The sequence below is a fragment of the Agarivorans sp. TSD2052 genome (genome assembly GCF_023238625.1).
Taxonomy (GTDB): Bacteria; Pseudomonadota; Gammaproteobacteria; order Enterobacterales; family Celerinatantimonadaceae; genus Agarivorans.
In genome coordinates this window covers 3,247,369-3,270,671 of the sequence record NZ_CP096670.1, presented here as the reverse complement: position 1 = coordinate 3,270,671, position 23,303 = coordinate 3,247,369, and the positions used below count along the sequence as shown (strand labels likewise).

General features: G+C 44.3%; 26 protein-coding genes. 15 read left to right on the top strand and 11 right to left on the bottom strand.

Annotated elements, in window-relative coordinates:
• Nucleotides 1-186: 186 nt before the first annotated feature.
• The 4 genes from M0C34_RS21315 to M0C34_RS14830 all read left to right on the top strand — a co-directional run bounded on the left by M0C34_RS21315 (nucleotide 187) and on the right by M0C34_RS14830 (nucleotide 2,093).
• The gene (locus M0C34_RS21315) at nucleotides 187-471 is read left to right on the top strand and encodes an HNH endonuclease (RefSeq protein WP_371923078.1); all 285 of its coding nucleotides are present in this window, start codon (nucleotides 187-189) and stop codon (nucleotides 469-471) included.
• A 76-nt stretch (nucleotides 472-547) separates the two neighbouring features.
• On the top strand, nucleotides 548-1,027 hold the full coding sequence (locus M0C34_RS14840; RefSeq protein WP_248712456.1) for a hypothetical protein: 480 nt from the start codon (nucleotides 548-550) through the stop codon (nucleotides 1,025-1,027).
• Between the two features lie 97 nt (nucleotides 1,028-1,124).
• Entirely contained in the window at nucleotides 1,125-1,610 is a 486-nt protein-coding gene (locus tag M0C34_RS14835) for a hypothetical protein (RefSeq protein ID WP_248712455.1), read from the top strand.
• A gap of 96 nt (nucleotides 1,611-1,706) precedes the next feature.
• Nucleotides 1,707-2,093, top strand: coding sequence for a hypothetical protein (locus tag M0C34_RS14830; protein WP_248712454.1), 387 nt, complete (start codon nucleotides 1,707-1,709; stop codon nucleotides 2,091-2,093).
• Between the two features lie 468 nt (nucleotides 2,094-2,561).
• Here M0C34_RS14830 and M0C34_RS14825 read toward each other — a convergent pair whose 3' ends face one another.
• Nucleotides 2,562-2,861: a type II toxin-antitoxin system RelE/ParE family toxin gene (locus M0C34_RS14825; protein ID WP_248712453.1), complete on the bottom strand. Its 300-nt coding sequence runs from the start codon at nucleotides 2,859-2,861 to the stop codon at nucleotides 2,562-2,564.
• Complete coding sequence (locus M0C34_RS14820; RefSeq protein WP_248712452.1) at nucleotides 2,858-3,100, bottom strand: type II toxin-antitoxin system ParD family antitoxin; 243 nt, start codon at nucleotides 3,098-3,100, stop codon at nucleotides 2,858-2,860. The genes M0C34_RS14825 and M0C34_RS14820 overlap by 4 nt, the downstream gene beginning before the upstream one ends.
• Before the next feature lie 442 nt (nucleotides 3,101-3,542).
• On the opposite strand from M0C34_RS14820, the gene M0C34_RS14815 reads away from it, so the two are divergent.
• The 6 genes from M0C34_RS14815 (at nucleotide 3,543) to M0C34_RS14790 (ending at nucleotide 9,442) form a co-directional block, all read left to right on the top strand.
• The gene (locus M0C34_RS14815) at nucleotides 3,543-3,860 is read left to right on the top strand and encodes a hypothetical protein (RefSeq protein ID WP_248712451.1); all 318 of its coding nucleotides are present in this window, start codon (nucleotides 3,543-3,545) and stop codon (nucleotides 3,858-3,860) included.
• Between the two features lie 391 nt (nucleotides 3,861-4,251).
• The gene (locus M0C34_RS14810; RefSeq protein WP_248712450.1) at nucleotides 4,252-5,247 is read left to right on the top strand and encodes a branched-chain amino acid aminotransferase; all 996 of its coding nucleotides are present in this window, start codon (nucleotides 4,252-4,254) and stop codon (nucleotides 5,245-5,247) included.
• 215 nt (nucleotides 5,248-5,462) lie between these two features.
• Nucleotides 5,463-6,011: a histidine phosphatase family protein gene (locus tag M0C34_RS14805; protein WP_248712449.1), complete on the top strand. Its 549-nt coding sequence runs from the start codon at nucleotides 5,463-5,465 to the stop codon at nucleotides 6,009-6,011.
• Between the two features lie 129 nt (nucleotides 6,012-6,140).
• Entirely contained in the window at nucleotides 6,141-8,006 is a 1,866-nt protein-coding gene (locus M0C34_RS14800) for a vWA domain-containing protein (RefSeq protein ID WP_248712448.1), read from the top strand.
• Nucleotides 7,990-8,568 carry a sigma-70 family RNA polymerase sigma factor gene (locus tag M0C34_RS14795; protein ID WP_248712447.1) on the top strand — a complete coding sequence of 193 codons (579 nt, stop codon included), beginning with the start codon at nucleotides 7,990-7,992 and terminating at the stop codon, nucleotides 8,566-8,568. Before M0C34_RS14800 ends, M0C34_RS14795 begins: the two co-directional genes overlap by 17 nt.
• A complete protein-coding gene (locus M0C34_RS14790; RefSeq protein ID WP_248712446.1) occupies nucleotides 8,561-9,442 on the top strand; it encodes a hypothetical protein in 882 nt (293 codons plus the stop codon). The genes M0C34_RS14795 and M0C34_RS14790 overlap by 8 nt, the downstream gene beginning before the upstream one ends.
• Nucleotides 9,443-9,500: 58 nt before the next feature.
• Here M0C34_RS14790 and M0C34_RS14785 read toward each other — a convergent pair whose 3' ends face one another.
• A complete protein-coding gene (locus M0C34_RS14785; protein ID WP_248712445.1) occupies nucleotides 9,501-10,232 on the bottom strand; it encodes a siderophore-interacting protein in 732 nt (243 codons plus the stop codon).
• 93 nt (nucleotides 10,233-10,325) lie between these two features.
• Here M0C34_RS14785 and M0C34_RS14780 point away from each other — a divergent pair, with 93 nt between their 5' ends.
• A complete protein-coding gene (locus M0C34_RS14780) occupies nucleotides 10,326-10,757 on the top strand; it encodes a MarR family winged helix-turn-helix transcriptional regulator (RefSeq protein WP_248712444.1) in 432 nt (143 codons plus the stop codon).
• Nucleotides 10,758-10,784: 27 nt separating this feature from the next.
• Here M0C34_RS14780 and M0C34_RS14775 read toward each other — a convergent pair whose 3' ends face one another.
• Both M0C34_RS14775 and M0C34_RS14770 read right to left on the bottom strand, forming a co-directional pair.
• Nucleotides 10,785-11,750 (bottom strand): magnesium transporter CorA family protein, encoded by a 966-nt coding sequence (locus tag M0C34_RS14775; protein ID WP_248712443.1) that lies wholly within the window; start codon nucleotides 11,748-11,750, stop codon nucleotides 10,785-10,787.
• A 33-nt stretch (nucleotides 11,751-11,783) separates the two neighbouring features.
• Nucleotides 11,784-12,434, bottom strand: coding sequence for a MarC family NAAT transporter (locus M0C34_RS14770; protein ID WP_248712442.1), 651 nt, complete (start codon nucleotides 12,432-12,434; stop codon nucleotides 11,784-11,786).
• Between the two features lie 235 nt (nucleotides 12,435-12,669).
• Here M0C34_RS14770 and secD point away from each other — a divergent pair, with 235 nt between their 5' ends.
• Genes secD through M0C34_RS21220 form a run of 3 tightly spaced genes read left to right on the top strand, consistent with a single transcriptional unit; the run spans nucleotide 12,670 to nucleotide 15,547 of the window.
• On the top strand, nucleotides 12,670-14,493 hold the full coding sequence (secD, locus tag M0C34_RS14765; RefSeq protein WP_248712441.1) for a protein translocase subunit SecD: 1,824 nt from the start codon (nucleotides 12,670-12,672) through the stop codon (nucleotides 14,491-14,493).
• Nucleotides 14,487-15,398: a protein translocase subunit SecF gene (gene secF, locus M0C34_RS14760; protein WP_371923136.1), complete on the top strand. Its 912-nt coding sequence runs from the start codon at nucleotides 14,487-14,489 to the stop codon at nucleotides 15,396-15,398. The genes secD and secF overlap by 7 nt, the downstream gene beginning before the upstream one ends.
• 14 nt (nucleotides 15,399-15,412) lie before the next feature.
• Entirely contained in the window at nucleotides 15,413-15,547 is a 135-nt protein-coding gene (locus M0C34_RS21220) for a hypothetical protein (protein ID WP_256469280.1), read from the top strand.
• Between the two features lie 233 nt (nucleotides 15,548-15,780).
• Here the strand turns inward: M0C34_RS21220 and M0C34_RS14755 are convergent, their stop codons facing one another.
• The 6 genes from M0C34_RS14755 to M0C34_RS14730 form a co-directional block, all read right to left on the bottom strand.
• Nucleotides 15,781-16,536 (bottom strand): DUF3943 domain-containing protein, encoded by a 756-nt coding sequence (locus tag M0C34_RS14755; protein ID WP_371923077.1) that lies wholly within the window; start codon nucleotides 16,534-16,536, stop codon nucleotides 15,781-15,783.
• A gap of 121 nt (nucleotides 16,537-16,657) precedes the next feature.
• Complete coding sequence (locus M0C34_RS14750) at nucleotides 16,658-17,593, bottom strand: LysR family transcriptional regulator (protein ID WP_248712439.1); 936 nt, start codon at nucleotides 17,591-17,593, stop codon at nucleotides 16,658-16,660.
• Nucleotides 17,594-17,714: 121 nt separating this feature from the next.
• Nucleotides 17,715-18,368, bottom strand: coding sequence for a DedA family protein (locus M0C34_RS14745; protein ID WP_248712438.1), 654 nt, complete (start codon nucleotides 18,366-18,368; stop codon nucleotides 17,715-17,717).
• Between the two features lie 13 nt (nucleotides 18,369-18,381).
• Nucleotides 18,382-19,473 carry a calcium:cation antiporter gene (locus M0C34_RS14740; protein WP_248712437.1) on the bottom strand — a complete coding sequence of 364 codons (1,092 nt, stop codon included), beginning with the start codon at nucleotides 19,471-19,473 and terminating at the stop codon, nucleotides 18,382-18,384.
• Between the two features lie 111 nt (nucleotides 19,474-19,584).
• Nucleotides 19,585-21,393 (bottom strand): mechanosensitive ion channel family protein, encoded by a 1,809-nt coding sequence (locus M0C34_RS14735; RefSeq protein WP_248712436.1) that lies wholly within the window; start codon nucleotides 21,391-21,393, stop codon nucleotides 19,585-19,587.
• 59 nt (nucleotides 21,394-21,452) lie between these two features.
• Nucleotides 21,453-22,526: an alpha/beta hydrolase gene (locus M0C34_RS14730; RefSeq protein ID WP_248712435.1), complete on the bottom strand. Its 1,074-nt coding sequence runs from the start codon at nucleotides 22,524-22,526 to the stop codon at nucleotides 21,453-21,455.
• Nucleotides 22,527-22,779: 253 nt separating this feature from the next.
• Here M0C34_RS14730 and M0C34_RS14725 point away from each other — a divergent pair, with 253 nt between their 5' ends.
• A complete protein-coding gene (locus M0C34_RS14725) occupies nucleotides 22,780-23,253 on the top strand; it encodes a DUF302 domain-containing protein (RefSeq protein ID WP_248712434.1) in 474 nt (157 codons plus the stop codon).
• Nucleotides 23,254-23,303: the final 50 nt, after the last annotated feature.

The following is a 23,303-nucleotide window of genomic DNA, read 5'->3' as shown; positions in this document are numbered from 1 at the left end:
GTAGCCCACATAAAACCTACCAACGCATCTCTTCAGCTCAATTGAGGGCTTAGCGGTGGCTGCATTTTGCCACTTAAAGCCCAATGACCTTATCGCATGTTTCTTTAGTTGCTTTACGCCTCAAAAAATCTAACAAGCACCCAAAAACTTTTGCTTAAGGGTTATTGTTAATCAAAACAAGATAAATTGGATGTCCTGTTATTTTTTATTAAACCTTGGAGCAAGTCTACTGATTCAGAGCGTATTGATCCCTTTAACGGACTACTTTTAAGTCCAACTTTGGATAAACTATTTGATCGTGGCTATATAAGCTTTACAGATGATGGGAGCCTAATTATCTCGCCACTGTTAGGCGAGCGGGATATCAGTCAGCTAGGAATCACAAGTTCAATGAAGCTTTACAAAGTAGAAGCAGGCTGCCTTCCGTATTTAGAATTCCATCGGGAGGCAGTGTATGTCAATCAAATCTAACAAGCGCAGGCTGTCGGAACGTCTTTCCGCTGCGCTCCAGTCCGTCCGCAGCTGCGGGCGTTAGGCATCAAATTAAATGAACATCATCGAAGAGTTTGAATCCAACGGAATAGAGTGCAATCTCGGCGCTAGTAACTGGCACGTAGATCACGGCACTGCCGCAATCTATCCTCCGGCCACCGATGAAATGATCGAGTGGGCTTGCCTCGAAGCTAAAGCGGAATTTCCCCCCGCACTTGTTTCCCTTCTGAAAAGCACAAACGGATGCTTCTTCAAGAAGCTTACGCTATTTGGCATTCCCGTGAGTTTGTTCGAAGGTAAAGGGCTATCGAGAGGGCAGCTTCAGCCTCAGTCGATTACGACAGCGAATCGAGCATGGCGAGTCAACTACAAAGCACCGAATGAGGCCGTAATGGTTGGCTCCATACAGGGATGGTCAGAGAACACAGGGTTGTTCATGATGCCTTCTGGGCAATGCGTGAAAATCAATAGTTCAGGTATTAGTGCGCCATTTCAGCTCACTGAAAAATTGCGTGCGTTGGCGGAAAATGCCTAACAATGAAGCTCACTAACTCGTCGCTTCGCTCCTCGGGGACAAAGGCCACAGCGCGGCAAGCCGCTAGCCTTTGCCCGTGGCTGCGGCGTTATATTTTATGAATGATATCGTAGAAAGCTACCCTAAATGGAAAAAAGTGCTCATCATTGGCTGGGTACTTGTTATTACTGCTTTGATTGTTGGTCCGCCAGCTAGCATCCCGCTCTTCATAATTGGCGGTGTTATGGTGGTCGTTGGTGGTAATTTAAAAAGGCGCGCGCTACCGCCACCAGTTCCTCTCTCTCAGAAGCCAGCAAAAACCAAAGTGATTTCAGCAGGTATACCGGCAATACTAATTTTGTCAGTCTCAGCATTTACCGGCATGGAGAATGCACTAATCTATGGTATTGGCTTGTTACTTCTGGCATATGCCATTATTGGCGTAGTTGAGCTTAAGTTTGGAACCTTTATTACGCCTATGGCTGCTAAGTGGGATAGTATGGCATCTTGGAAAAAAGCGCTAATTTCAGTAGCTGTAATAATTGGTTCATTAGTCGCTGCAGTTGCGCTGATGCCGTTGGCTGCGCAGATACTGTATACATAAATATAACAAGGGTAGGCAAAATCGCCCGCATAAAACGCGGGCTGGACTCGCGAAAAACGCTCGCCTTTGCTACCGGCGTTATACGTATAGGTGAAAATGTCAGGCTATAGATGGGGCTGTTTAGCTTGTGGTCAAGGTAACTCAGCAAATGAAAAGTATTGTGAATTTTGTGGGGCAAGCTCAACGGCAACAAGTTGGGAGCTAGATGCTCATGAATTTGCTATGAATCACCTTAAAAATAACGAGGGAGAATCTAAATGTAGCTCCTGTAGTTGTTCGTCGCATAGAGTTAAATTTAGCGAAGAGCCTTTTGAATATTTTGAATCTCGTCAGAGACCTTTAATCAGAGCTATGTTTGTCATCTCAACATGTACTTCTTGTGATCTCGAAATTAAAACCGAATATGCGGTGCCAACATTTCGTAAATTGTATCGCTGGATTGCTGGTAAGGATATAGAGAGTGAGTGGTGGCTTAAAAGGTAAAATACGTATAACACATTTGAGCCTCCGGGTAGTCAATAGGCGAGCCTAACTTATTTGACTGCTCTTGCAGTCAAACTAAAATCAATCAACAAATTCATCTACTTCGTCTGTCAGTTAGCTGTCAAATCATCGTTTACAGCAAACACATATAGAGGCTCTCTTAGTGCGATCTTATCGCTGCCTGGGCTATCCAGTCCTTTGGAGTGTCAGGGGCACTAGACATTTATCGGTTAACCCTAAGATGGCACTATTCAAGGCAGAGGTGCTTATGGCACAGCTAGTGTCAGGCTCATTTAAGGTGTAAACGACTTTGTTGATTGTATTCATTAATGCGCGCCAATAAGGTGTCTAATCAAGTCGATGTAGCTTAAATAGCATGTGGCATAGTGATGATGGTGAGAAAACGGGGTTCGCGTCTACTATATTGAATTTCCAAGGAATTATGAGGGGATTCGCTAGAACGCGGCGTTATGCGCCAAAAATAGGGGAGATGTCCATACTTTTGTGCAGAATTCTCATTATCTGTATTTGTTGGCTACCTGTTTGTTTGTAAAATATTACGTGGCTACCTTGGAGAAATTTTCGATAACCATTTCTAATTTCATCACAGCCTTTACCTATATCGGGATTTTCCGCTAACAACCAAAAAGAATCATCAAACTGTTTAAGGTAAATATTTCGCTGCTCTTTTCCCCAACGACGAGCCGTAAATATAGCTACATCCTTAAGATCGTTTTTTGCTGAAATCGTTAATGTAAATGGCTTCATTTTGAATTTTCGTTATCAAGTTCATTAATAAATGAATCTAAATCGTAATCAGCGACTCCGCTTTCTTCTCCTTCAATAAGAGAGTTACGTAATGTATGCAATTTTGTTTCTTGTGTTTCCAATAAACGTAACGCAGATCGAATAACCTCACTGGTTGAGCCGTATCTTCCGGATTGAATTTGTGAGCTAATAAAGCCTTCAAAATGATCACCTAAAGTAATACTTGTGTTTTTAGCCATTGTCTTAACCTTAAAATACCAAATAGTATGGTGATTATGGTATAAAGTTCAAATTAGTCAAGTCACGCATAACGAATAAGAATAGGTGTCGCGCAGCCGACACCTTATTTGGGTGTTGAACAAGCCCGATGCTCCTTTCTATAGTAAATAACGGTGTTGATGTTGGCGGGGCCAAGGCCTTGTTAGTTTTCGCAAGGCGAGTTTAGCTAAGACGGGGGGAACGGCGTTAAGCCCTTACCCGTTTGGCGTAGTGCTAAGTTGTTATTTTTTGTGTGTTTTCATCCTCATGTTAAGCCCTGCCATTATACTTATACTGTTCGCCTTTCGGCTAGCTCGTCGTTTAAAAGGACAAAAAACAGTTGGCTTTTGCTCCTTCGTTGCCATTTTAGCCAACAATTTTTTGCTTGTTATTTGGGCGTTACGCATCTTTGGGAATTGTGTTATGAATGAAGCAGACTGGAAAATCTTCAAGCTTATTAAAGATAAAGCCATAGAGAAGTTCTGCGATGATTCGCTTTTAGAATGCAGTGAGCAGATTAACAAATCTGGAGAGAGCGCTCACAATAAGTATCTAGCGCTTTATCGACTTGTTAATGAAAGAGATAAGCAAATGGCTCAGTTATTTGATGCTCACAGTAGGTCGAAAGCGTCTATGCAGCTTATGGCAATTAGAGGCCAAGGCTTAGCAGAAGAAGACTTGCTTAAACAGCTTTCACAAGCGTTTTTGGCGCAAACAGATCCTAAAAAGCATGACTGGTAATGCATATCCAGACAATTAACCCCGCACTACGGCTCTTGCCCTGAGTAATACCAATGAGTGCATCTCTATTGGATGGTTTTTTGCCTTTAAAGCTCACCATCCTTCCCTGAAAATTAGCCTCTAGTCCTGTTAAAGTGTTGCTTTAGCCAAATTTATTACAGAATATTTGCAGATTGAGGGTTTCTTAAGCTTGATCGCAGTGGCATAAGACCACATACTCTTTTACCATTCAGCGGATCCAGTTTATGGAAAAATTGGCATTGGTCGTTCAAGCATCTCGGTTTTATAAAGCGTGAACTCGTTCAACACCTCCAGTTTTCTACTTCGCTATACCCACAATCAATATAAAGAAAAGGGCTTTATAAGGCCTCAACATAAGTAGGAACACAACATGGCAGCATTTGGCACGGTTTTTATGCCACAAATGGCAATAGCTAAATATGAAGACCAACAATGGACTGACAGCGAAATTGTTTCGTCAGACAGCATTAGCTTGCACCCCGGCGCTCACGTACTTCATTACTCGAGCACTTGTTTTGAAGGGCTTAAGGCTTTTCGCCATGAAGATGGTAGCGTGTGTATCTTCCGTATGGACGCCAACATAAAACGTATGGCGCAATCGGCTGACCTACTGAGTTTGCCAGCTTTCAAACCCGAGTTACTTGAGCAAATGGTTACCGAACTGGTAAACAAATTTGCTGACCAAGTACCCGCTGCTCCTGGTTCTATGTACATTCGACCTACCTTTATTGGTACTGAGCCTGCGATTGGTAAAGCGGCCGCTGCGACTAACTCAGCATTGCTGTATGTATTGTTATCGCCAGTCGGTGATTACTTTGCCGCGGGTGCCAAACCTTTGCGTTTATTATTAGAAGAGAATGGCATGCGCTGTTCTCCGCATATGGGCATGGTTAAATCAGGCGGTAATTACGCCAGCGCACTCGGGCCCATTAGCAAGGCTCGTACCGAAGTAGATGCCGACCAAGTATTGTTCTGCCCAGGTGGCGATGTACAAGAAACCGGCGCGGCTAACTTTATTTTGATTGATGGCGACGAAGTGATCACCAAAGCGTTAGACAGTAGCTTTTTACACGGTGTAACCCGCGACTCTATTCTTACTTTGGCACGTGACCTAGGTTTAACCGTAAGCGAGCGCCAACTTACGGTAACAGAGCTACTAGAGCGTGCTGCTAAACCAGGTTGTGAAGCGGCTCTATCGGGTACCGCCGCGGTACTGACTCCAGTAGGTACGTTAATTCACAACGGTGAAGAGTATACCGTTGGCAATGGTGAAGCCGGTGAAACTACCTTGAAACTACGCCAAGCCTTAAATGATATACAGTGGGGCAAAGCGGCAGACAGCCACGCTTGGTTAACCAAAGTTTAAATCTTTACGCTAACTGCATTAGTGTTTGAGAATGATTAAATCAGCCCGCTAGATGCGGGCTGATTTTTTTTGCAAGATACACTTTTTTGTATTACTACCGCTGAGCCTGAAATTCGGGCTTAGCGGTATGTCAATTTGGGCCACAAAGCGCATCTCTTAGTTGGCCTTTAGCTTAACCAGTAGACGTATTTAGATGACTAGTGGAAATGGTATTTATGGAAATACTCTTGGTTCGACATGGGAGACCTTCGGCCGCCGTTTATCCGCGTGTAAATGCCAGTGGCTTTGTTCGTTGGGTGCGGCGTTACCATCACTCTGGGATCGCTAGCGATAGCTTTCCCGAAGCGCAGCGACTTAGTGATTACTCTGACTACTATGTTGTTTCAAGTGACTTAAAAAGGGCGATGGAGTCAACCCTGATCTTTTTGAATCAGCGGCCTACAGAAACCTCAAAAATATACCGTGAAATGGAAATTCCACGTTATAAGCTCCCTTTGGTGCTAACCGCGTCTCATTGGCTGTATCTAAATCGTCTGCTGTGGACGCTAGGCTTTAAAGGTCCGTTTGAGTCTTATAGCGAGGCGAAATACAGAGCGCAAGAAGCGGCGCATCAGCTCGTGAGTTTAGCGGAAACGCATAACAAGGTGATGTTGTTTAGCCATGGCTATCTCAATTTTCATATTCGCCACTACTTGTGCAAAGCGGGTTGGCAGTTAACTGAGAAAAGTAGTCAGCATTGGGGAATTACCCGATTACAGCGCTAGCCATCGCGCTTTTAAAGCGCTTTAGGCCTTCGTTTTAAAAAAAGTTAAAAATAATGACATTTTTTTAGCCTCGTTTTTTGATTGGCTGCGATTACCTCGTTGAGATTGACTTAAACAAGGTATTCAATAATGAAAAATTCGACTTATATTGCTTCTGGTTTTGTTTATTCACCGATTGCTCGCTCGGTAGCTATAGGCTTAGCGCTTTCTACATTGGTCGCTTGTGGCTACACCGGTACCAGTGAGCAAACCCAAGCCGAGCAGCCGCATAAGCAAACGCGCCCAGTGCAGCGCCCTCAGCAAGATGCGTCAATTCAAGCGGTGCATCCTATCGCAAGGCTTGAGCAAGAAAGTGCAGTGGCAGCCCATCGAAGCAATGCGAAAGTCGCCAAAATGTCGCAAATGGCGGTGAGCCAATATCACAATAACGATGCCTATTATCATCAAGCGACTAATACTGAAAATTACCAAAAGCTGAGTGACTTATCGGTGGTGTCGGTCGCAGAGCAGCCGGTGTCTACTTTTAGTGCCGATGTAGATACCGCCAGTTATGCCAATATGCGTCGCTTTATAAATAATGGCCGGCTGCCACCCAAAGATGCGGTGCGAGTAGAAGAGCTCATTAACTACTTCTCTTACGATTACGCTAGCCAAGTTGGAGATAGCTTAAACGCCGATAAGCCGATTGCGGTGAATACTCTACTTACGGCTTCACCCTGGAACAGCAATAATCAGTTGATTAGAATTGGTGTGAGTGCGTATCAACCGGACATGAACATTCGCCCGGCGGCTAATGTAGTGTTTTTGGTGGATGTATCAGGTTCGATGCAGTCACAAGAGAAACTGCCATTATTGAAGCAATCAATGTTGTTAATGCTTAATCAGCTAAAAGCAAATGACAGTGTCGCCATTGTGACCTATGCCAGCGGAACAGGCATTGCCTTGCCAGCCACAAAAGTGAGCGACAAACATAGCATTGAAAATGCCATCAACAATTTGCGGGCTGGCGGCTCTACTCATGGTTCTGCAGGCATTGAGTTAGCTTATAACCAAGCGCAGCAAGGCTTCATTGAGGGCGGGATTAACCACGTTTACTTAATGTCAGACGGTGACATGAATGTAGGCATTACCGACATAGACGCGCTAAAACACCGGATTAGTCAAAAGCGTAAAGCAGGCGTGCAGTTCTCTACGATAGGGTTTGGCCAAGGTAACTATAACGACCACTTAATGGAGCAGCTAGCAGACAACGGTAATGGTGTAGCGGGTTACATTGATACCCTGCACGAAGCGCAAAAACTACTGGTTGACCAACTTGGCAGCAGCTTGCATACCGTGGCTCATGATGTGAAATTTCAGGTAGAGTTTAACCCGAGTATGGTGTCAGAATATCGCCTGTTAGGCTATGAGAATCGCCAATTGGCGCGTGCCGATTTCAATAACGACAAGAAAGATGCTGGCGATATGGGCGCTGGGCACAGTGTCACCGCCATTTATGAAATTACCCCGGTAGGTAAGCCCGGTTTGATTGACCCTCTGGTATTTCAACAAGCTAAACAAAACAAAATGGCTCAGCGGCCAGTAAATGAAGCCTTAGTAGAAGTACGAGTGCGCTATAAAAAAGCCCAGTCGGAGGCCTCGGCTAAATATACTCAGCGTGTGCATAACAACGATTTTGTTAGTTTGGCGAACATTAACACTGATGATAGCTTTGCCATCGCAGTAGCGGCTTTTGGCCAAAAGCTTCGTGGTAACGAACAATTAGATGATCTGTCTTATTCCTCAATTATTGATTGGGCAAACGCAGGAAAAGGCCAAGATCAGTTTGGTTATCGTGCAGAGTTTGTTAAGTTAGCCAGATTAACGAATACCTTAGCTCAGCAATCTAACTCGGCCTTGCCTGTTCAATTGCCAGAGCCTGAGTATGCGGTGCAACCATTACCGGTCACCTTACCAGCAAGGATTGATAACCAAACTCATGAGCTTAGTCAGTGATGAACAACTGATGCTTGATTACGGTCAACGTGGTGACAGTGCCGCGTTTGACCGTTTGTATCAGCGTTATCGACAACCCTTGTTTGCGTTTATCTGCCAGAAAATGCCAGAAGCTGCATGTAATGAAGTATTTCAAGAGGTGTGGGAGTCTATCATCAGCCAAGCGAGTGCTTATCAGCTTCCAAGTGAAAAAAATCGAGATAACTCGGCTTCAACCACTCGGCATTTTCGTGGCTATTTGTATACGATTGCACGGCGAAGAGTGGCTGATTATTGGCGCTCAAAAGACCGCCATGAAGATCATCCTGAACAAGATGTTGACCAGCTGCATTCCCGATCTACGCCTGAACTAGAGCATCAACAAGCTGTCGATCAGCAAGCCATCTTAGGCTGTGTATCGTTATTGCCAGCCAAACAGCAAGACGTATTTATGTTGAAGCAGTCTGGCTTAGCGGTAGCCGAAATGAGCCAAGTATTAGATGCCTCCTTTGATGCTATAAAAAGTCGTATTCGAGTTGCTTACCAACAGCTACGCGATTGCTTGGAGAAACACCATGGTTGATGACCCTAACAAGCATCATTCAAATGATGAACAGCCTAGCGAACAGCAACTTGATCAAGCCTATCAACAGGCGACGGCCAAGTTTGAGCCCTCAGCACTGCTAGATAAACGCATTCAACGCTTGGCAAAACAACAGGCCGAGCACATCCTAGATGAAAACCACAAAACCAAGCGTTCTTACTCTTGGGCGAGCGCTCCTTGGTGGGCTAATGCAGCATCATTGGCGTGTGTGGGCGTGTTAGGCTGGTGGCTGTTTAGTGAAACGATGGTGCCGCCCAGTGAAATGAGCTATCAAAGTAATGTGCAGTTAATGAGTCCGCCCATACAGCGTGATGAACTCGCGGTCGAAGAGCTTGAGCAGCAAAAGCAAGAGCTAGCTGAAAAGCTATTACGTAAGCGAGAGGTGGATACCCAAGCTTTTGAGCAAGAGCGAAGACAGTTAGCCAAACAGAAGGCAATGCAACAACCAACTATGCAGGCTGAAACAATACAAAGGCAAACTGAGCTTGCTGCTAAGTCTGCTGAGCAGCATTATGCTCTTGAGGAGCTGCCAGCTACATTTTCATCTTTGCCGAGTGATGAGATGTCTGATGCTGTTGCTATTGCCGCAAGCGATGCTGTTCTGCAGTGTGTGGAGCAGGCGCTAAGCGCTTACTCATTTGAGCAGTTGGAATTACAACTCGCCCAAACCTTGCCAGAAGATGCCAAGCAAGCACTTACGCTGCCACCACGCTGGTTAAGCTGGCAACAAATACAATGGAAGTTAGTGACTGTTGAAAGTGGCTGGCTGATAGTGGGGGATGGGCTCGACGTTGATTCATCACGTATCTACCGCTTGCCAAGTACCTTAGAAGAAAGCTGTAAATCGCCCTAAGCGCTAGTCATTGATTTACAGGCTCAGTGAATAACTTCAATAGAGTAAAAGGAAGCGGCTACAAAGGAGCCGCTTTTTTTTGTGCGCCAAAGCGATCAGCATCTACGCCTTGTTTCCAATAACCTACTGCAAAGGTATTTAGGCGATCAAAACCTAGGTGTTGCTGCAACATTGGCCGTAAAGAGCGGATCTGTGAGGCTTCTAAGCCCATAAATATATGACTATCGCTAGCCATTCCTGCGGCGATTGTTTGCACTTGCTCTGCAAAGCTAATACTTGCTTCATCTTCAATATACCAGTGGGTGTTCTCCGCAGCGTGATAGTCTAGTTCTATAATGTCGGCACGAGTGGGAACGGCGATTATTACTCTAATGTCGGCTTTGGGGGCAAGCCTTGGCACATAGCCATTAATGGCGTTTACCGAGGTAATATCCCCCAGTAGCAGATAACTGTGATGATTAAACTGGCTCAGCTTTAGTTGCCCAGGACCAGCAATGCTTAAGTGCTCACCTAGCTTTGCTTGGCTCGCCCAGTTAGTTGCTGGCCCGCTGTGCCGATTTATTACAAAATCTAAAGCAAGCTCTTGGCTCGCCGAGTTAAACCAACGAATGGTGTAGGAGCGCATTTTAGGTTTTGAATTATCGCTGTTTGGCAATATCACCTTCACATGTGCCCCTTCCTTAGATTCAGGAAAGCGTTTAAGACTGCTGCCTTTCACTACAATCCGCAGTAGGTGAGGAGAGAGTGGGATAAGCTGTGATACCTGAACGGGATACATTTTTGGCTTCATCGTTACTCCTAATGACTTGTACATTGTTTAATAGGTTGATAAAATCAACTATATTTTTAAAGGTAGACTTAGTCAACTATTATTTGAGGTCTTATGAAACAGCAATCAATTTCTGATTCGGTTTTTGCTCTGGTTCAAGCATATCGAATCGCTATGCGCTCTGGCTTAAAAGCCCAACAACTAGGCTTAAATGCAATGCATGTGAGTTGTTTAAGTTTTATTGCCGCGAGTCACCATTGCACGGCTAACGACATTGTTAATCACTTTTCTCGCGATAAAGCGCAAATCGCCCGTTTGCTAAAAGAAATGATTGAAAAAGATTGGCTGAGAAAAACCGCCAACCCAGAAGACAAACGCAGCCAGCTTTTGTCTCTCACCAACGAGGGACAAGCGCTGGCAAGCTTAATTAAAGAGACCCAAAGCAAAGTGCAAAGCCAAATGTGTCAAAACCTGAGCGATCAGCAAATTGAGGAATTTGAGAAGCTAGCAAAGCTTATGGTGAATAACCTAAACCAAGTGACTTAAGCTGCACTTTGTTGACCAAGTACCGCCTTAGATCCATTTCTTCACTTTAAAAATGGCAAAGAATGATGCGGCAATCACTGCCATGCCACTTAAGGTGAAGTAGTAACCATAGGTGAACGCGAGCTCAGGCATGTTCTCAAAGTTCATGCCGTAGATCCCAGCGATAAAACCTAAGGGAACAAAGATGGCGGTAATCATGGTGAGTACTTTCATGGTGTTGTTTAGGTCGTGAGTGCTAATGGAAATATGTCCGTCTAATAAGTCGCCACACAGTTCGTAATACATTTTAGACAAACCATATATGCGCTTACTACGCTCATATAGTTTTAGCCATTCATGTTGGTCTTTGGTTGATTTTGTCGAAAAGTACGCCAGTTCATCGGAGCTTAGGCGATCAACAACATTTTGATTAAACTCTAAAACGCGATTAAGTTTGCGGAAATGGTATCGATAATTAAGCAGCTTTTTCAGGCTGTTAACTTTATCACCGGCGAACAGTTCATCTTCTACTCGTTCGATTTCTTGGTCAAAATCTAATAATCTATGTAAGTAGTTTTTCACTACGTTTTGCATCAGCGCTACTGCCAAGTGCTCGGTAGTTTTGCTGTTCTCTTGGCTTAAGCTAGCTTGCAGTATTTCAATGGCTTGCGAGGGCTGCGGGTGTAGGCTAACAATTATTTGTCTTTTACAAATTATACCAATGTTTTGTGCGCGTAGTTCATAGTCATCGGCTAGGCTAATTGCTTCTTTAAACAAGATTAAGGTACTGTCTGGAAATGCTTCGGCTCTGGCTGTTTGTTTTTGTTGGAAGTAGCTGGCAACCGCCAACTCATGACAACCAAGGTGAACTAACTGCTGTTGCAGCTCCTTAGATACTTCACCCGAAATATCTATCCACAAAAATTCATCTACGTCTGGGTTAAAGCTGGTGACTAGCTCAAGACCAGCTTGTTTATACACACCGGCCGTTTTTTTAATTACTTTTATACTCATTGACTATCTCTTTATTTGGTAGGCGATTATGGCTTACAGTGCCAGCTCCATGGTTTGATAAACTTCGGTAAGACCGTTTACACAAAACTGAGTACCCATACATACCAGTAAAAAACCCATTATTCGTGTGAAGGCGTCGATGCCATTTTTGCCAAGCAACTTAAGTGTTGGATAAGCCATGCTTAACACCACCCATGCCACAATAGCGACACCAATAAAGCCAGCTACGCTACCTAAATAGACGCTAAATTTGTCAATATCTTCTGGCAAACTAGCTATTTCAGACGCACCACTAATCACTAGCGCCATGGTTCCTGGCCCACACATAGAGGGAATGGTGAGCGGAACAAAAGCAATAGAATCTTGCGTCGAGAGTTCTACTGTTATGGGGGGGGCTGGGAATAGCATCTTAAAGCCAATTGCACCAATAATGAGTCCACCGCCTAAACGTAAACTAGGCATCGAAATACTAAATAATTCCAGTATTGATGAGCCGATAAAAAAAGTGACAGTAAGCGCTATAAACAAAAATAGACTGGCCAACCTGGCTTGTTGGCTTAAGTACGTCTTGCCATGCCCTTTGCTTAAGCCAAGTAACAATGTGGCAGCCATAGGCGGGTTTATCATGGGTAATAGGGCCAGCATGGTTAAGCCAGCTACGGTAAAAACAGTTTCTACCTGCATTTAAATTTCTCTGTTTTGTTGCTTCAATTTTTAAGCTGTTAAGAGGGGATAAGGGCTGGCATTGTTGTTTAGTTATGCAAATAAGGCGATGTATTTGAGTGATTCGTTTTTGTTCACCTTTCTGGCAACTATTCAGGATAGTAAACAACATTAATGAATCACTGAAATACCTCTTCAATCCGGCTTGTTAGCGATAAATTAGCCGCATATCAACTTCCTGATCTTTGAGATTTAAATGCGCAAACAGACAAGAGCCCTTAATCGCTACTCGTTGTGGCACTACTTGGTCATCTTAATTAGCCTTGGCTTTTTGATGCTAAATGCCTTACCCAACATTTATGTCGAACGGCCAGTGATTAAAGTCAGTACTAATCCGCAAGTGGCACCTAGCGAGCTAGTAGGTACTCAGCTTTACCAGTGGTTGAATGAGGAAGGTATAGAGATAAGTTTTGCTGAAGTGAGTGATAGCCAGGCTACGCTCACTCTGGCCAATACCAGCGAGCAGCAGCACGCTCAAGTAGTATTAAGCAAGCATCTCGGAGAGCATGCTGAAGTAGTTATTGCTATGCAGTCTAGTGGGCCAGCATGGTTAGCGCGCTTAGGTTTATCACCTTTGCAACTTGGCTTGGATTTACGTGGTGGTGTGCAATTCTTACTAGAAGTTGATACTCAACAAGCTATTAATGAGTCTTTGGCACAGCAACGAGGTGAACTAAATACGCTACTACGAGAACAAGGTGCGCGTGGCGCACGAGTGTTAAGTAATGAGCAGCAGCAACTTGAACTAAGTTTCCCTCCTAGAGTGTCTGAGCAGACAATAGCAGCACTTAATGCCTTTCAAAGCAACTTCCCAGAGCATGAAGTAAGGCAGCAACAAGCGGGTTTGTTCACCATTAACCTAGCTGGCAATCAAGATTTTCATCAAGCGTTGATGATGCAAAATTTGCAAACCTTGAGAGATCGCGTAGCAGCCCTTGGCATCACCGAGGCTGTAGTGCAGCGCCAAGGGCATAACTTTATAAGAATTGAACTGCCTGGCGTACAAGACCCAGCGCAAGCAAAACGCGTTATCGGCGCCACTGCTACCATTAGCTTTCATTCACTTAGTGCTAACGGCGATGTCCATCAAAACGCTTCTGGCGACCCCATCAGCATCAATACTAGGCCCATTTTAACCGGCCAAAGTATCAGCAATGCTAGCGCTCAGTTTAGTGAGTTTGGCATGCCAGAAGTGTTGATTAACTTAGACAGTGTTGGTGGTAACCGGATGTCTGATTTTAGCCGACAAAATATTGGCCAGCCAATGGCCACGCTTTATACCGAATACTTAGAAAATCACGCTGGAGTATTGGAGCGGCATAGCAAAGTTATTAGCGTTGCTACCATTCAGGCGCATTTAGGCTCGCGCTTTACAATTACCGGTATGGACAGTGTACAGGCCACCCAAGAGCTTGCCTTGCTACTTAAAGCAGGCAGCTTGTCGGCACCTATTTCTATTGTAGAAGAGCGGCTATTGGGCCCTAGTTTAGGTGAGCAGAATATTACTAATGGTTTTGCGGCTCTTGCTCTTGGGATGGGCTTAATGCTGGCCTTTATGTTGGTGTGGTATCGAGGCTTGGGCTTAATTGCCAACATCGCATTAGTGCTTAACTTGGTTTGCTTAATCGGTTTGCTTTCTTTGGTGCCGGGGGCCGTACTCACTTTGCCGGGCATTGCAGGCCTTGTGCTTACTATTGGTATGGCAACCGATACTAATGTACTTATTTTTGAACGGATAAAGGAAGAAAGGCGCCGTGGCTTAAGTGAAGAAATGGCGGTGCATTATGGCTATAAAAATGCCTTTAGCACTATTTTTGACGCCAACTTCACCTCACTGATTATTGCAGCAATTTTGTTTTCGGTAGGTTTTGGCCCGATTAAAGGCTTTGCCATTACCTTCGGCCTTGGCTTGTTAACCAGCATGTTTACCGGCGTGTACGTGTCGCGCTCTTTGGTTAATTTACAACTTACTTGGCGCCGAAAAGCTGCGCTAAGACAACTACAGGAGCTTGCATCATGAAAGCTTGGATAAACCGTTTTTCGCTTACAGCATTTCGCCAAGGGGCTTTGAGCCTGTCGGTGGTTTTGGTGCTGGCTTCTATAGTGGGTTTGGCCACTAAGGGGATTAACTTTGGCGTCGATTTTACCGGTGGTGTAGTGACCGAATTGGCGACTCAGTTTCCGCTAGAGCAACAGCAAATGGCTGAGCAGTTAGATCTATTATTGGTAGATGGCTATTCAATGAGTCGTTCTGGCGCAAATCATTGGATTGTTCGGCAGGGTTTGGAAATGAGTGAAGCGGTTACTGCCAATTGGCATCGCCAGCTCCCTTTGGCTTGGCAAGTAGAGGTGCTTGGTAGCTCGATTATTGGTCCGCAGGTGGGCAGTGAGTTGTTTGAAATGGGCGGTTTGGCAATTTTTGCTTCATTGCTGGCGATGATGATCTATTTGTCGTTCCGCTTTGAGTGGCGACTAGCCTTAGCGTCAGTGATTGCGCTTTTTCACGATGTATTGCTGGTATTAGGTTTGTTTGCCTGGTTACAGATTGAATTCGACCTAACGGTAATGGCAGCTGTTCTGGCGGTGATTGGCTACTCCCTGAATGACTCGATAGTGATTGGCGACAGGATAAGAGAGTACTTACGGGCCAGCAGCAAAATAGAACTCGATACCCAAATTAACCGTGCTTTGGCGTCGACAATGACCCGCACTTTGGTGACATCGGGTACTACTTTGTTAACCGTTGCTTGTATTTGGTTATTGGCTGGCGCTCCGCTACAAGCTTTTGCTACCGCCTTATTTAGCGGGATTGTTATAGGCACCTTTTCCTCGGTAGGCATTGGTGCCACCTTGCCAAAAGTATTGGGCTTACAAGCGTCTGACTATCAGCTTATAGAGCCAACTAGAAATGGCCGAGTTGGCTAAAGATTGGAGGATAAATGATGAAACAAAGCTATTTTATTGCCTTTATGTTGTTACTTTTTATTGTGTTACCAAGACTGACGCATTCTTTAGTCAATCCTGACCCTAGCCTAGGTAATGAGTTGAGCATTGAGCTAATTCAAGAAAGCTAGTTTTAACTAGGCTTAGATTCTTTCATTAACGGCACCCTTTGGGTGTCATTTTTTGTTGGGTATTACTTAGCTGTAGTACGCCTAATTGAAAGTAAAGCGAGCTGGTTTAAATGAGTGAGAAAGTAATGGTATTGGCAAGCAATGAGGCCGAGTTTATTTAGGATTTATTACCAAAGGGAAGGTGGAAAAAAGTGAACTCAAGTCGTCCGTGACTGTTAGATGGCTAGTGTTAATTAGTAATGAAAATGTAGGGTGAAGCCGTAGTAGGATTCTTTAGCGCGAACCTCACTTGGCGTTTGCACTGGATTGCTGGTGTTAAAAGTAATACCTGTTTTTATGGTGTCATTCCCGGTAACTCGGTTAATCCCCTTACCAATACTTTCTACTGGGTCCAGTAAAAACAAGGAGGCGTTCCCCAACCTAGTAGACCCCATTACTTCACCGCCACCGGCGCGAATGCGCTGCTCGGTTTGATAGGCCCATTCACCATATAACCAGCCACCGATGGGAGTAACAATTAGATCTTGAATAGATGGTACTTCGGCAAAGGCCTCAATACCATATTCCCAGTAAAAGGTGCTCATGAGGGTGGTATAGAGAAAGGAGTTAAACTGGTCATAACCGCTTTTTCGGGCTACTTGATAATACACCCCGCCAAAGTAAGGGTGGCCAATGTAATTTATTGCCCAATGGTCGTCGTCCCATACCGGACCTTGTCTTACATTGTCCCACCATTTCTGCGCCATGTTGCCGCGGCCTATTTCTGATTTATCCCAGTTGGTCACGGACTCTGGCATTAGGTATAAAGCACCAATTACGCCTGCTCCAGGCCCAAACATTAACTTAGTTTGTGACCATAGACGCTCTTGGTCTTCACCATTTGCAGCGTTAAATAAGGTAACTTCAGGAAATAGATTACTTGAACTGCTTTCGGCAAAACTAGTGGTGCTAAATGTTAAGGCAAGGGCCGCCGCAACAGGCTTTATCATGGTTTCTCCTCTTAATAAAAAGAAGAGAATGTTAGTGACTAAGTCATAAAGCTCACCGGTATATCAAAAATTCACATGTGCATTTCATAGCGCTTGGCTGCGGTGTTTGCTGAAAAAATACTTAGCTCTCGGGTTGCTCAAAATTATTAAAACAGCTGCTAAGTATTTGATGGATTAGTTGGCTAAGTGGCGAGCCGCGTCGGGTCTGCAAGTAGTTCCCTACAATTGATATCTCGCGTTGGCTATGAGGAGTGTTACTAGGGAGTGGATAGCATTTTAGCTTAGGGTTATTGTAAGTGATAAAGCTGCTAGAGAAAGTTATGGCGTCTGAGCGTTTAAGTTTTTCGGTGATTAACTCAATTTCATGAGTATCTAAGATAACCTGAGCTGAGTAGCCTTTTGCTGCGTAATTCTGATGTAAAGCTGAGTGCTTTGAACCTTGATTTTCTGGAGCCATACGTACAATAGGCAGGTGGTGAATATCGGCAAGTTCTGAGCTTTGGCTGAGTACAGGGTGAGCTTCTCTTGCTACAATCGCTAATTTAACGTTTTTTAAAGTATGGGAGTATACCTCTTTCGGTAAGCTGAGCTCGCCGATTTGCAGAATGCAGTCTAGCTTGGCATTGAGCAGGTAATTTAAGCTATTTGAGTTAACAAAAACTAGCTTAAATTGTGCTTTAGGCAGAGCCTTTTCTAAAGCCTGATAGATCTCAGAGCCAAATACTTCTAGCAAAATTGGGGTGAGGGCTATGCTTACCTCTTCATCAAACTCCAAAGGATTAAAGTTTTGGTAAGTTTGAATCACTTTACTGATAGGCAGCAGCATGTCATCGGCGGCTTCTGCTAACTTTTCTGCTAACTCCGAGGGCTCTATACCGTGGGCTTTTCTTATCACTAATTGCTCGCCGAAGATTTCTTTTAGCTTGGCTAAACCTCGGCTGACACTGGGCTGAGAAATGCCTAAAACTTTGGCTGCTTGGTGGGTATTCTTGGTTTCTACAACTACCTTGAGCAATTTTATGAGATTTAAATCAAGATCGGCCAGTTGTTTATCCATGTTTACCCTGCTGGTTACAAAAATGTTAGCGCAATAGGGTGATAGTAAACACGAATAGCCAGCTTAGCAATGCTAGTGCAATAGGAAGAAGAGGAAAGCAATCCCTTGCTATCAATAGTTTTTACAAAGACTTAATCCGCTTACCTCGGCTGCTTAGGCGATACAGTATACCCACAATCGCCACTAACATAAGCACTAGGCTACTGAGGATAAAAATCCGAGTGAGTAGATGTTGGTAAGCATATACTAAAGGGTTAATGGTGATCCACTTGCCTACTAGTAGCAGTAGGCAAACCCACATTAAGGCACTGGTAAGGCTCATCAATACAGTTTTTGAAGATTTAAACTCTGCTGCTCCCATTAGCATTGGCGTAACAACGCGTACAAAAGGAATAAAGCGAGAAACCAGCAGGGCGATAAAACCAAAGCGCCTTAACAAGGTGTTTGCCCGCTGCATGGTATCGCTAGGAACTGCTCGCTTAGCATGGCTCATTAGCTTGGTTTTTTGCAAGTAACGGCCTTGTAAGTAAGCTATACAGGTTCCCAAACCCGCTCCTAAACTCAGTAATGCAAAGGTGCTGGTAAAATCTAGTATGCCTAAACCGATAAGGGTTCCAGCAAATAGCACTAAGCTATCGCCGGGTAGTGGCAGAAATACAAAGCTAGATTCAATAAACAAGATCATGAACAGCAAAAACAATAACCAGTTTGTTGAGCTAATATCTCGTAATGATTCAAAGTCGCTGTTATAAATCATCGACAATAATTCAAGCATTTAGCACCTCTTCTTATACAAAAATCAGTACTAGGTACATGGTGAACAGTATTAAGTGAGAAACGCCATTAAGCACGTTGGTTTTAGCGCTAACCACACTCACAGAAGTGGCCAATAAGGTGGCAATAAGCAGGGTAGTATCAATTGCCCCTAAGCCAAGGGTAATGGGTTCTGCCATCAAGCTTGAAATTACTAATACCGTTGGCACGGTGAGTGCTATGCTGGCCAACACTGAACCAAAAAATAGGTTCATGGCACGCTGTAATTGGTTTTTCATGATGGCTTTAACCCCACCAAGGCCTTCTGGCGCTAGCACTAACAGCGCAACAATTAAACCACCTAGTGCCGCTGGCGCACCAAGGTTGCTAATGCCGTGGTCGATAGGCATGGCTAAGTTTTTAGCCAGTAAGATAATCACCGCTAGATAACCCACTAGTAGTAAGAAGTGATAGAGATTGCTCTTTAATGGGCCGTGCGCTTCGTGTTCGTCTTCATTTTTAGCATCTACAAAGAAGTAGCTATGACTTTTGGTTTGGGTGTAGAGGAAAACAGCATACAAGGCTATCGACACGACAACCAGTGCGATGGTGAAAATGAGCGGCATTGCACCCGCGCTGTTAGTGGGAATAAAGTTAGGCAAAATTAAACACAATACCGACAGTGGAATAATGGCCACCATATAGGAGGTAATGCCTTCACGGCTAAAGGTTTGAGTATGGTAACGCAGCCCGCCTAATACTAAGCCAATACCGAGTAAACCATTAAGTACTGCCATAATCACCGCAAACATGGTGTCTCTGGCGAGTACCGGGTTAGCATCTCCGGTTAGCATCACCGATGAAATCATCACAACTTCAAGAATAATAACCGAGAGAGTCAGCAATAAGGTGCCGTAGGGGTCACCTAGTTTTATGGCTAAGGCATCTGAGTGACGAACTACCGCAAAGATAGCTGCCAATACAATACCGAACAGTACAAGTGTAGTGAACGAGTAAGCGACAATGCCGCTAGTGGTTGCAAGAAAGCTGTCGCCACCTAGCTTAAGAAAAACAACAAGTAGCATCCCAAAAATTAGTATGTGTTCGCGTTTCAAGAAAGCTGTCATGGTGTTGTTCCAAATAGAAGTTAAGGATAAATATTTGACTTCTATTTTGCCTATATGGGGCAATGAGTATATGTATTTCAGCAATTCATATACTCGTCTTTGCCTACATATTTAGTTGAATTGGCTGTCTTTTCTTACTGCCGATGTGGGGACAGGAAAGATAGAGGTGTCTTTAATTTCATAACGGTAGCTGTAACTAAAGTTAGGGAAGGGGAAGCTTTCCTCTTCATGCCACTTTTGCACGGTTTGTTGTGCTTTAAGAACTTGTTCTGCTTCAATAGTTTTAAGCTTACCGGCATATTGGTGCTGAGTTGAAAAGGCCAGTTTTGCGCCAACTTGATCAACAGCTTTGTACAGCATAAATAATAAATCTTCTTGTAATGCCATAAACTCATCGTGATCGCGGCAGCGAATGTACAGTACGATCGAGACTTTAAGTGAATAGCTTCCTAGCCCCATAAATCTAACGCGAGTTGGCTCTTCTTCTACTTTGGGGTGACGCAAAAAATCACGCCGTAAATTCACCAGTAATACTTGCAGTTGCTCTACACTTATTTCGGGTCGAAGTCTAAGTACGTGCTCCATACGCCGTTTATCTCGCCTTTCTAAATTATCGATTTCCATGTTGGCAAATTCAGAGTTAGGTATGGTAATGACTGAGCGCTCTAAAGTCCTAATTCGAGTAGCTCGCAAGCCAATATTTTCGATAACGCCGTAAAGGTTTTTGTCTCCATAGCGACATAGCTCGCCGATTTTTATACCGCCATCGGCGTACAAAGTTAAACCATTGATTAAGTTTTCAAGCAATGGACGAATAGCTAAGGCAATGGCTAAACCACCCACACCTAAGCCCGCCAATATGGGAGAAATCGATACCCCCATAAACTCCAGTGCGTAGAGGCCAAGCAGTACAATGGTAATGCCACCTAGTATTTTTGCCAGTACCAGAATAAGTGAAGAGTCTGGAGAGGTTTCTTGATATTTTTTGGTGGAAATGACTATCGCGAAATAGATAAAAACTGACAACACAAACCATGCTATAAACACGAACTGAACGATAAGTATTAAGCTTGAGCTAAGCTGATACACTATCCCGTATAGCCAAATCCCATCATCTATTATTTTACTAAAGAGCATCATCCACAGGATGTTAAAGATTAGCGCTAGTTGCTTGCCAAATTGCCAATGACGCTCTGTATCATCAAATCGGGCATTCCACCATTTGCCAAACAAAATACTTAGTTTGGTGACTTTTATACTAATTAACGATAAGCCTAGCAGCATCATCCATTGCCATGCTGGAAGCCCTGCGACTAGCTCTTGGCTCCACATAGGGAGGGCCGATATAACACTACGCGATATGAGTGGGCCTGGGTTCAAAATGAACTCTTCATAGAGGTCGTGATGATTGGAGACTTGTTGTTCGCTAATGGTAATCAAGTAGTACTGATGTGATAAGCGGTTCACCGACAAGGCGGAAAATAAATATTGACCTGCTCTTACTCCCTCAAGTTGTTTTTCTATGACTAGGTCAGTACCGCCAATACGCCAGCGAGAATTTAGCCCGCCCTCATCAACGGGCAAGGGCGTAAATTTTGTAGATTCATTTAATTCAAGGCGGTTAAGTATTTCCCTCAATAGTACGATTTTCTCCATCACTACCACGTTGCGATTACGATTGGCAGTGCTGGATAAGTCGAGAGTTTTACTGGCTTGATAAAAGGCTAGTTGCCCTTCTAGTGAGTTGAACTGTTCGGTTCGCCAAGCGCTAATGACTTGTTTCGAGCTGTTGAGAAAACTGTCTACAGTTTGCTGAGGTGATGACAAATCGATACTACGTTGCGTTGGGTTCTGTTGTTCAGTTGCCATTGCCGAAAATGAAAGGCCTATTAAAGCAAAAAACAATATTAAGCGTGTCATATTAAGCAATGTCCTTTGTAACAGGTAATGGCGAGCCCCTTACGGGGCTCGATAGCTATTTAGTTAAGGTGTGTATTAAAAAAGGCGTTTAGTTCGGCTAACGCATCATCTGATTCGGGCAAATTGTGAGCTAGCCCGAGTAAGTAGTCGGCGTGAGACTGCCCGTCATAGATATGCAAATCGGCGCTGACTCCGGCCGCACGAAGCGCGCGGTGCATGCGAACGGTATCGCTAAGCAGTAAATCACGAGTGCCTGAAATTAGCAGCGTTGGTGGAAAGTTGTTTAGCTCTCCATACACGGGAGATATCAAAGGGTTTTCCAAGTTGTTGTTAGCGGCGTACAAGTCGAAAGTACTTTGAAGCAGACCTGCGCGGCGACCTAGTGGATCTAGCCCTTCTAGGGTTAACCAACTATCGCTGGTGTGTGCAAGATCGGTAGCGGGAGTGCCAGCAAAGAGTGCTCCAGGCATAGGTAGCCCTTGTTCTTTCAGCCGCAAAGTGGTGGTTAGGGTTAAATTACCGCCGGCCGAGGTACCAAATATTACGGTTTTGCTGGCTTCTTGCTTACTGGTGATATCTTTCCATACTGCAACTGCATCGTCGATGGCTGCCGGAAAGGGATGAAGAGGCGGTTTACGGTAATCTACCGAGATCACTTTTACACCTAGGCCGTTTGCCATCCATATTGCTTCACGTAGGGCTGCTTCTTCGCCACCAAAGACAAATGCTCCGCTATGCAAATGCATAAAGTAGTGGTCGGCATAGCGTGGATTAATGGTTGCAGGGGTCACCACAAAGGTCTCTACGCCTGCAATGGAGTTTTTCTCAACACTTACGTCGAGCTCTTTAGCCGCTTTTAATGCAAGCTGGGCAGGTTCTTTATTCGCGAACTTTACAGCCTTTAGCCATTCCTCTGTAGATTCAGGCGTGGCTGGCATTGCTTCACCCACTTGGCGCTTATCAATCACTGACTCTAGCGTGCTAGAAATACCAACCGGATTAGGGATGTTGTGGTGGTGAATGGCAGCGCTAAGCTGCGCACTTAGCGTGCTAGCCAAAATGCTCGGGCTCGCCACTAATAAGCCAATGCCCGCTGCGAGTAGTGTGCGTTTAAATGTTTTTGATTTGATCATTGCGTGCACTCCAGTCGTGACTTTATGGCTGGCCTTTGCATTGTCCAGCAGTTATGGGCAGGAGAATAGAGCGAATACCTAATGAATTGGGGAATTATAGAAATTCATTTTTGTTGTTTTGCTAGCTCCAACCTGCATTAAAGGCATACTTGTAGAAATGCAAGCTTAATAATGCACTAGACTTGTTGATGAGTTGCAATACAGCTAAAGGGTTGTTTTGTAGTTGTTTACCAATTAATGAGGATGAAAGCGCATGAGGAAATTTGAGCAAGCGGCAAAATTGAGAACAATAACTTTTTTGCTTATGTGTTGTAGCGTATTCGCAGCAGATGCTAGTAGCGATGGTGTAATCAGTGTCGCTAGCCAACATAATGTGGCGCAAACGGCTGAACGTATGTTGCAGATCCTTGAGAAAAAAGGCATGACCGTTTTTAATCATGTGAAACATTCGCAAGGTGCGGCTAAGGTAGATATTGAGCTGAGAGATACCGAGTTGCTGATTTTTGGCAATCCTAAAGTAGGTTCACCACTCATGAAATGCCAACAGCTGATCGCGCTAGATTTACCGCAAAAAGCCTTAATCTGGCAAGATGAAGCTGGCAAGGTGTGGATTTCTTATAACGACCCTGAGTATTTGGCCAAGCGTCATCAAATGAATGGCTGTGAGCCGGTATTAGCTAAAGTGGCTGGCGCCTTAGCTGGTATATCTAAAGCCGCGGCAAACTAAGCGGCGTTAGTTGGTGTTATCTCTTGTTAAATAAGCAAGCCTAATGAGGC

Excerpts from the sequence above, each read along its gene's own strand:
- M0C34_RS14840 (WP_248712456.1), top strand. The coding sequence starts at position 548 with ATGAACATCATCGAAGAGTTTGAATCCAACGGAATAGAGTGCAATCTC.
- M0C34_RS14835 (WP_248712455.1), top strand. The coding sequence starts at position 1,125 with ATGAATGATATCGTAGAAAGCTACCCTAAATGGAAAAAAGTGCTCATC.
- M0C34_RS14830 (WP_248712454.1), top strand. The coding sequence starts at position 1,707 with ATGTCAGGCTATAGATGGGGCTGTTTAGCTTGTGGTCAAGGTAACTCA.
- M0C34_RS14825 (WP_248712453.1), bottom strand. The coding sequence starts at position 2,861 with ATGAAGCCATTTACATTAACGATTTCAGCAAAAAACGATCTTAAGGAT.
- M0C34_RS14820 (WP_248712452.1), bottom strand. The coding sequence starts at position 3,100 with ATGGCTAAAAACACAAGTATTACTTTAGGTGATCATTTTGAAGGCTTT.
- M0C34_RS14815 (WP_248712451.1), top strand. The coding sequence starts at position 3,543 with ATGAATGAAGCAGACTGGAAAATCTTCAAGCTTATTAAAGATAAAGCC.
- M0C34_RS14810 (WP_248712450.1), top strand. The coding sequence starts at position 4,252 with ATGGCAGCATTTGGCACGGTTTTTATGCCACAAATGGCAATAGCTAAA.
- M0C34_RS14805 (WP_248712449.1), top strand. The coding sequence starts at position 5,463 with ATGGAAATACTCTTGGTTCGACATGGGAGACCTTCGGCCGCCGTTTAT.
- M0C34_RS14800 (WP_248712448.1), top strand. The coding sequence starts at position 6,141 with ATGAAAAATTCGACTTATATTGCTTCTGGTTTTGTTTATTCACCGATT.
- M0C34_RS14795 (WP_248712447.1), top strand. The coding sequence starts at position 7,990 with ATGAGCTTAGTCAGTGATGAACAACTGATGCTTGATTACGGTCAACGT.
- M0C34_RS14790 (WP_248712446.1), top strand. The coding sequence starts at position 8,561 with ATGGTTGATGACCCTAACAAGCATCATTCAAATGATGAACAGCCTAGC.
- M0C34_RS14785 (WP_248712445.1), bottom strand. The coding sequence starts at position 10,232 with ATGAAGCCAAAAATGTATCCCGTTCAGGTATCACAGCTTATCCCACTC.
- M0C34_RS14780 (WP_248712444.1), top strand. The coding sequence starts at position 10,326 with ATGAAACAGCAATCAATTTCTGATTCGGTTTTTGCTCTGGTTCAAGCA.
- M0C34_RS14775 (WP_248712443.1), bottom strand. The coding sequence starts at position 11,750 with ATGAGTATAAAAGTAATTAAAAAAACGGCCGGTGTGTATAAACAAGCT.
- M0C34_RS14770 (WP_248712442.1), bottom strand. The coding sequence starts at position 12,434 with ATGCAGGTAGAAACTGTTTTTACCGTAGCTGGCTTAACCATGCTGGCC.
- secD (WP_248712441.1), top strand. The coding sequence starts at position 12,670 with ATGCGCAAACAGACAAGAGCCCTTAATCGCTACTCGTTGTGGCACTAC.
- M0C34_RS21220 (WP_256469280.1), top strand. The coding sequence starts at position 15,413 with ATGATGAAACAAAGCTATTTTATTGCCTTTATGTTGTTACTTTTTATT.
- M0C34_RS14755 (WP_371923077.1), bottom strand. The coding sequence starts at position 16,536 with ATGATAAAGCCTGTTGCGGCGGCCCTTGCCTTAACATTTAGCACCACT.
- M0C34_RS14750 (WP_248712439.1), bottom strand. The coding sequence starts at position 17,593 with ATGGATAAACAACTGGCCGATCTTGATTTAAATCTCATAAAATTGCTC.
- M0C34_RS14745 (WP_248712438.1), bottom strand. The coding sequence starts at position 18,368 with ATGCTTGAATTATTGTCGATGATTTATAACAGCGACTTTGAATCATTA.
- M0C34_RS14740 (WP_248712437.1), bottom strand. The coding sequence starts at position 19,473 with ATGACAGCTTTCTTGAAACGCGAACACATACTAATTTTTGGGATGCTA.
- M0C34_RS14735 (WP_248712436.1), bottom strand. The coding sequence starts at position 21,393 with ATGACACGCTTAATATTGTTTTTTGCTTTAATAGGCCTTTCATTTTCG.
- M0C34_RS14730 (WP_248712435.1), bottom strand. The coding sequence starts at position 22,526 with ATGATCAAATCAAAAACATTTAAACGCACACTACTCGCAGCGGGCATT.
- M0C34_RS14725 (WP_248712434.1), top strand. The coding sequence starts at position 22,780 with ATGAGGAAATTTGAGCAAGCGGCAAAATTGAGAACAATAACTTTTTTG.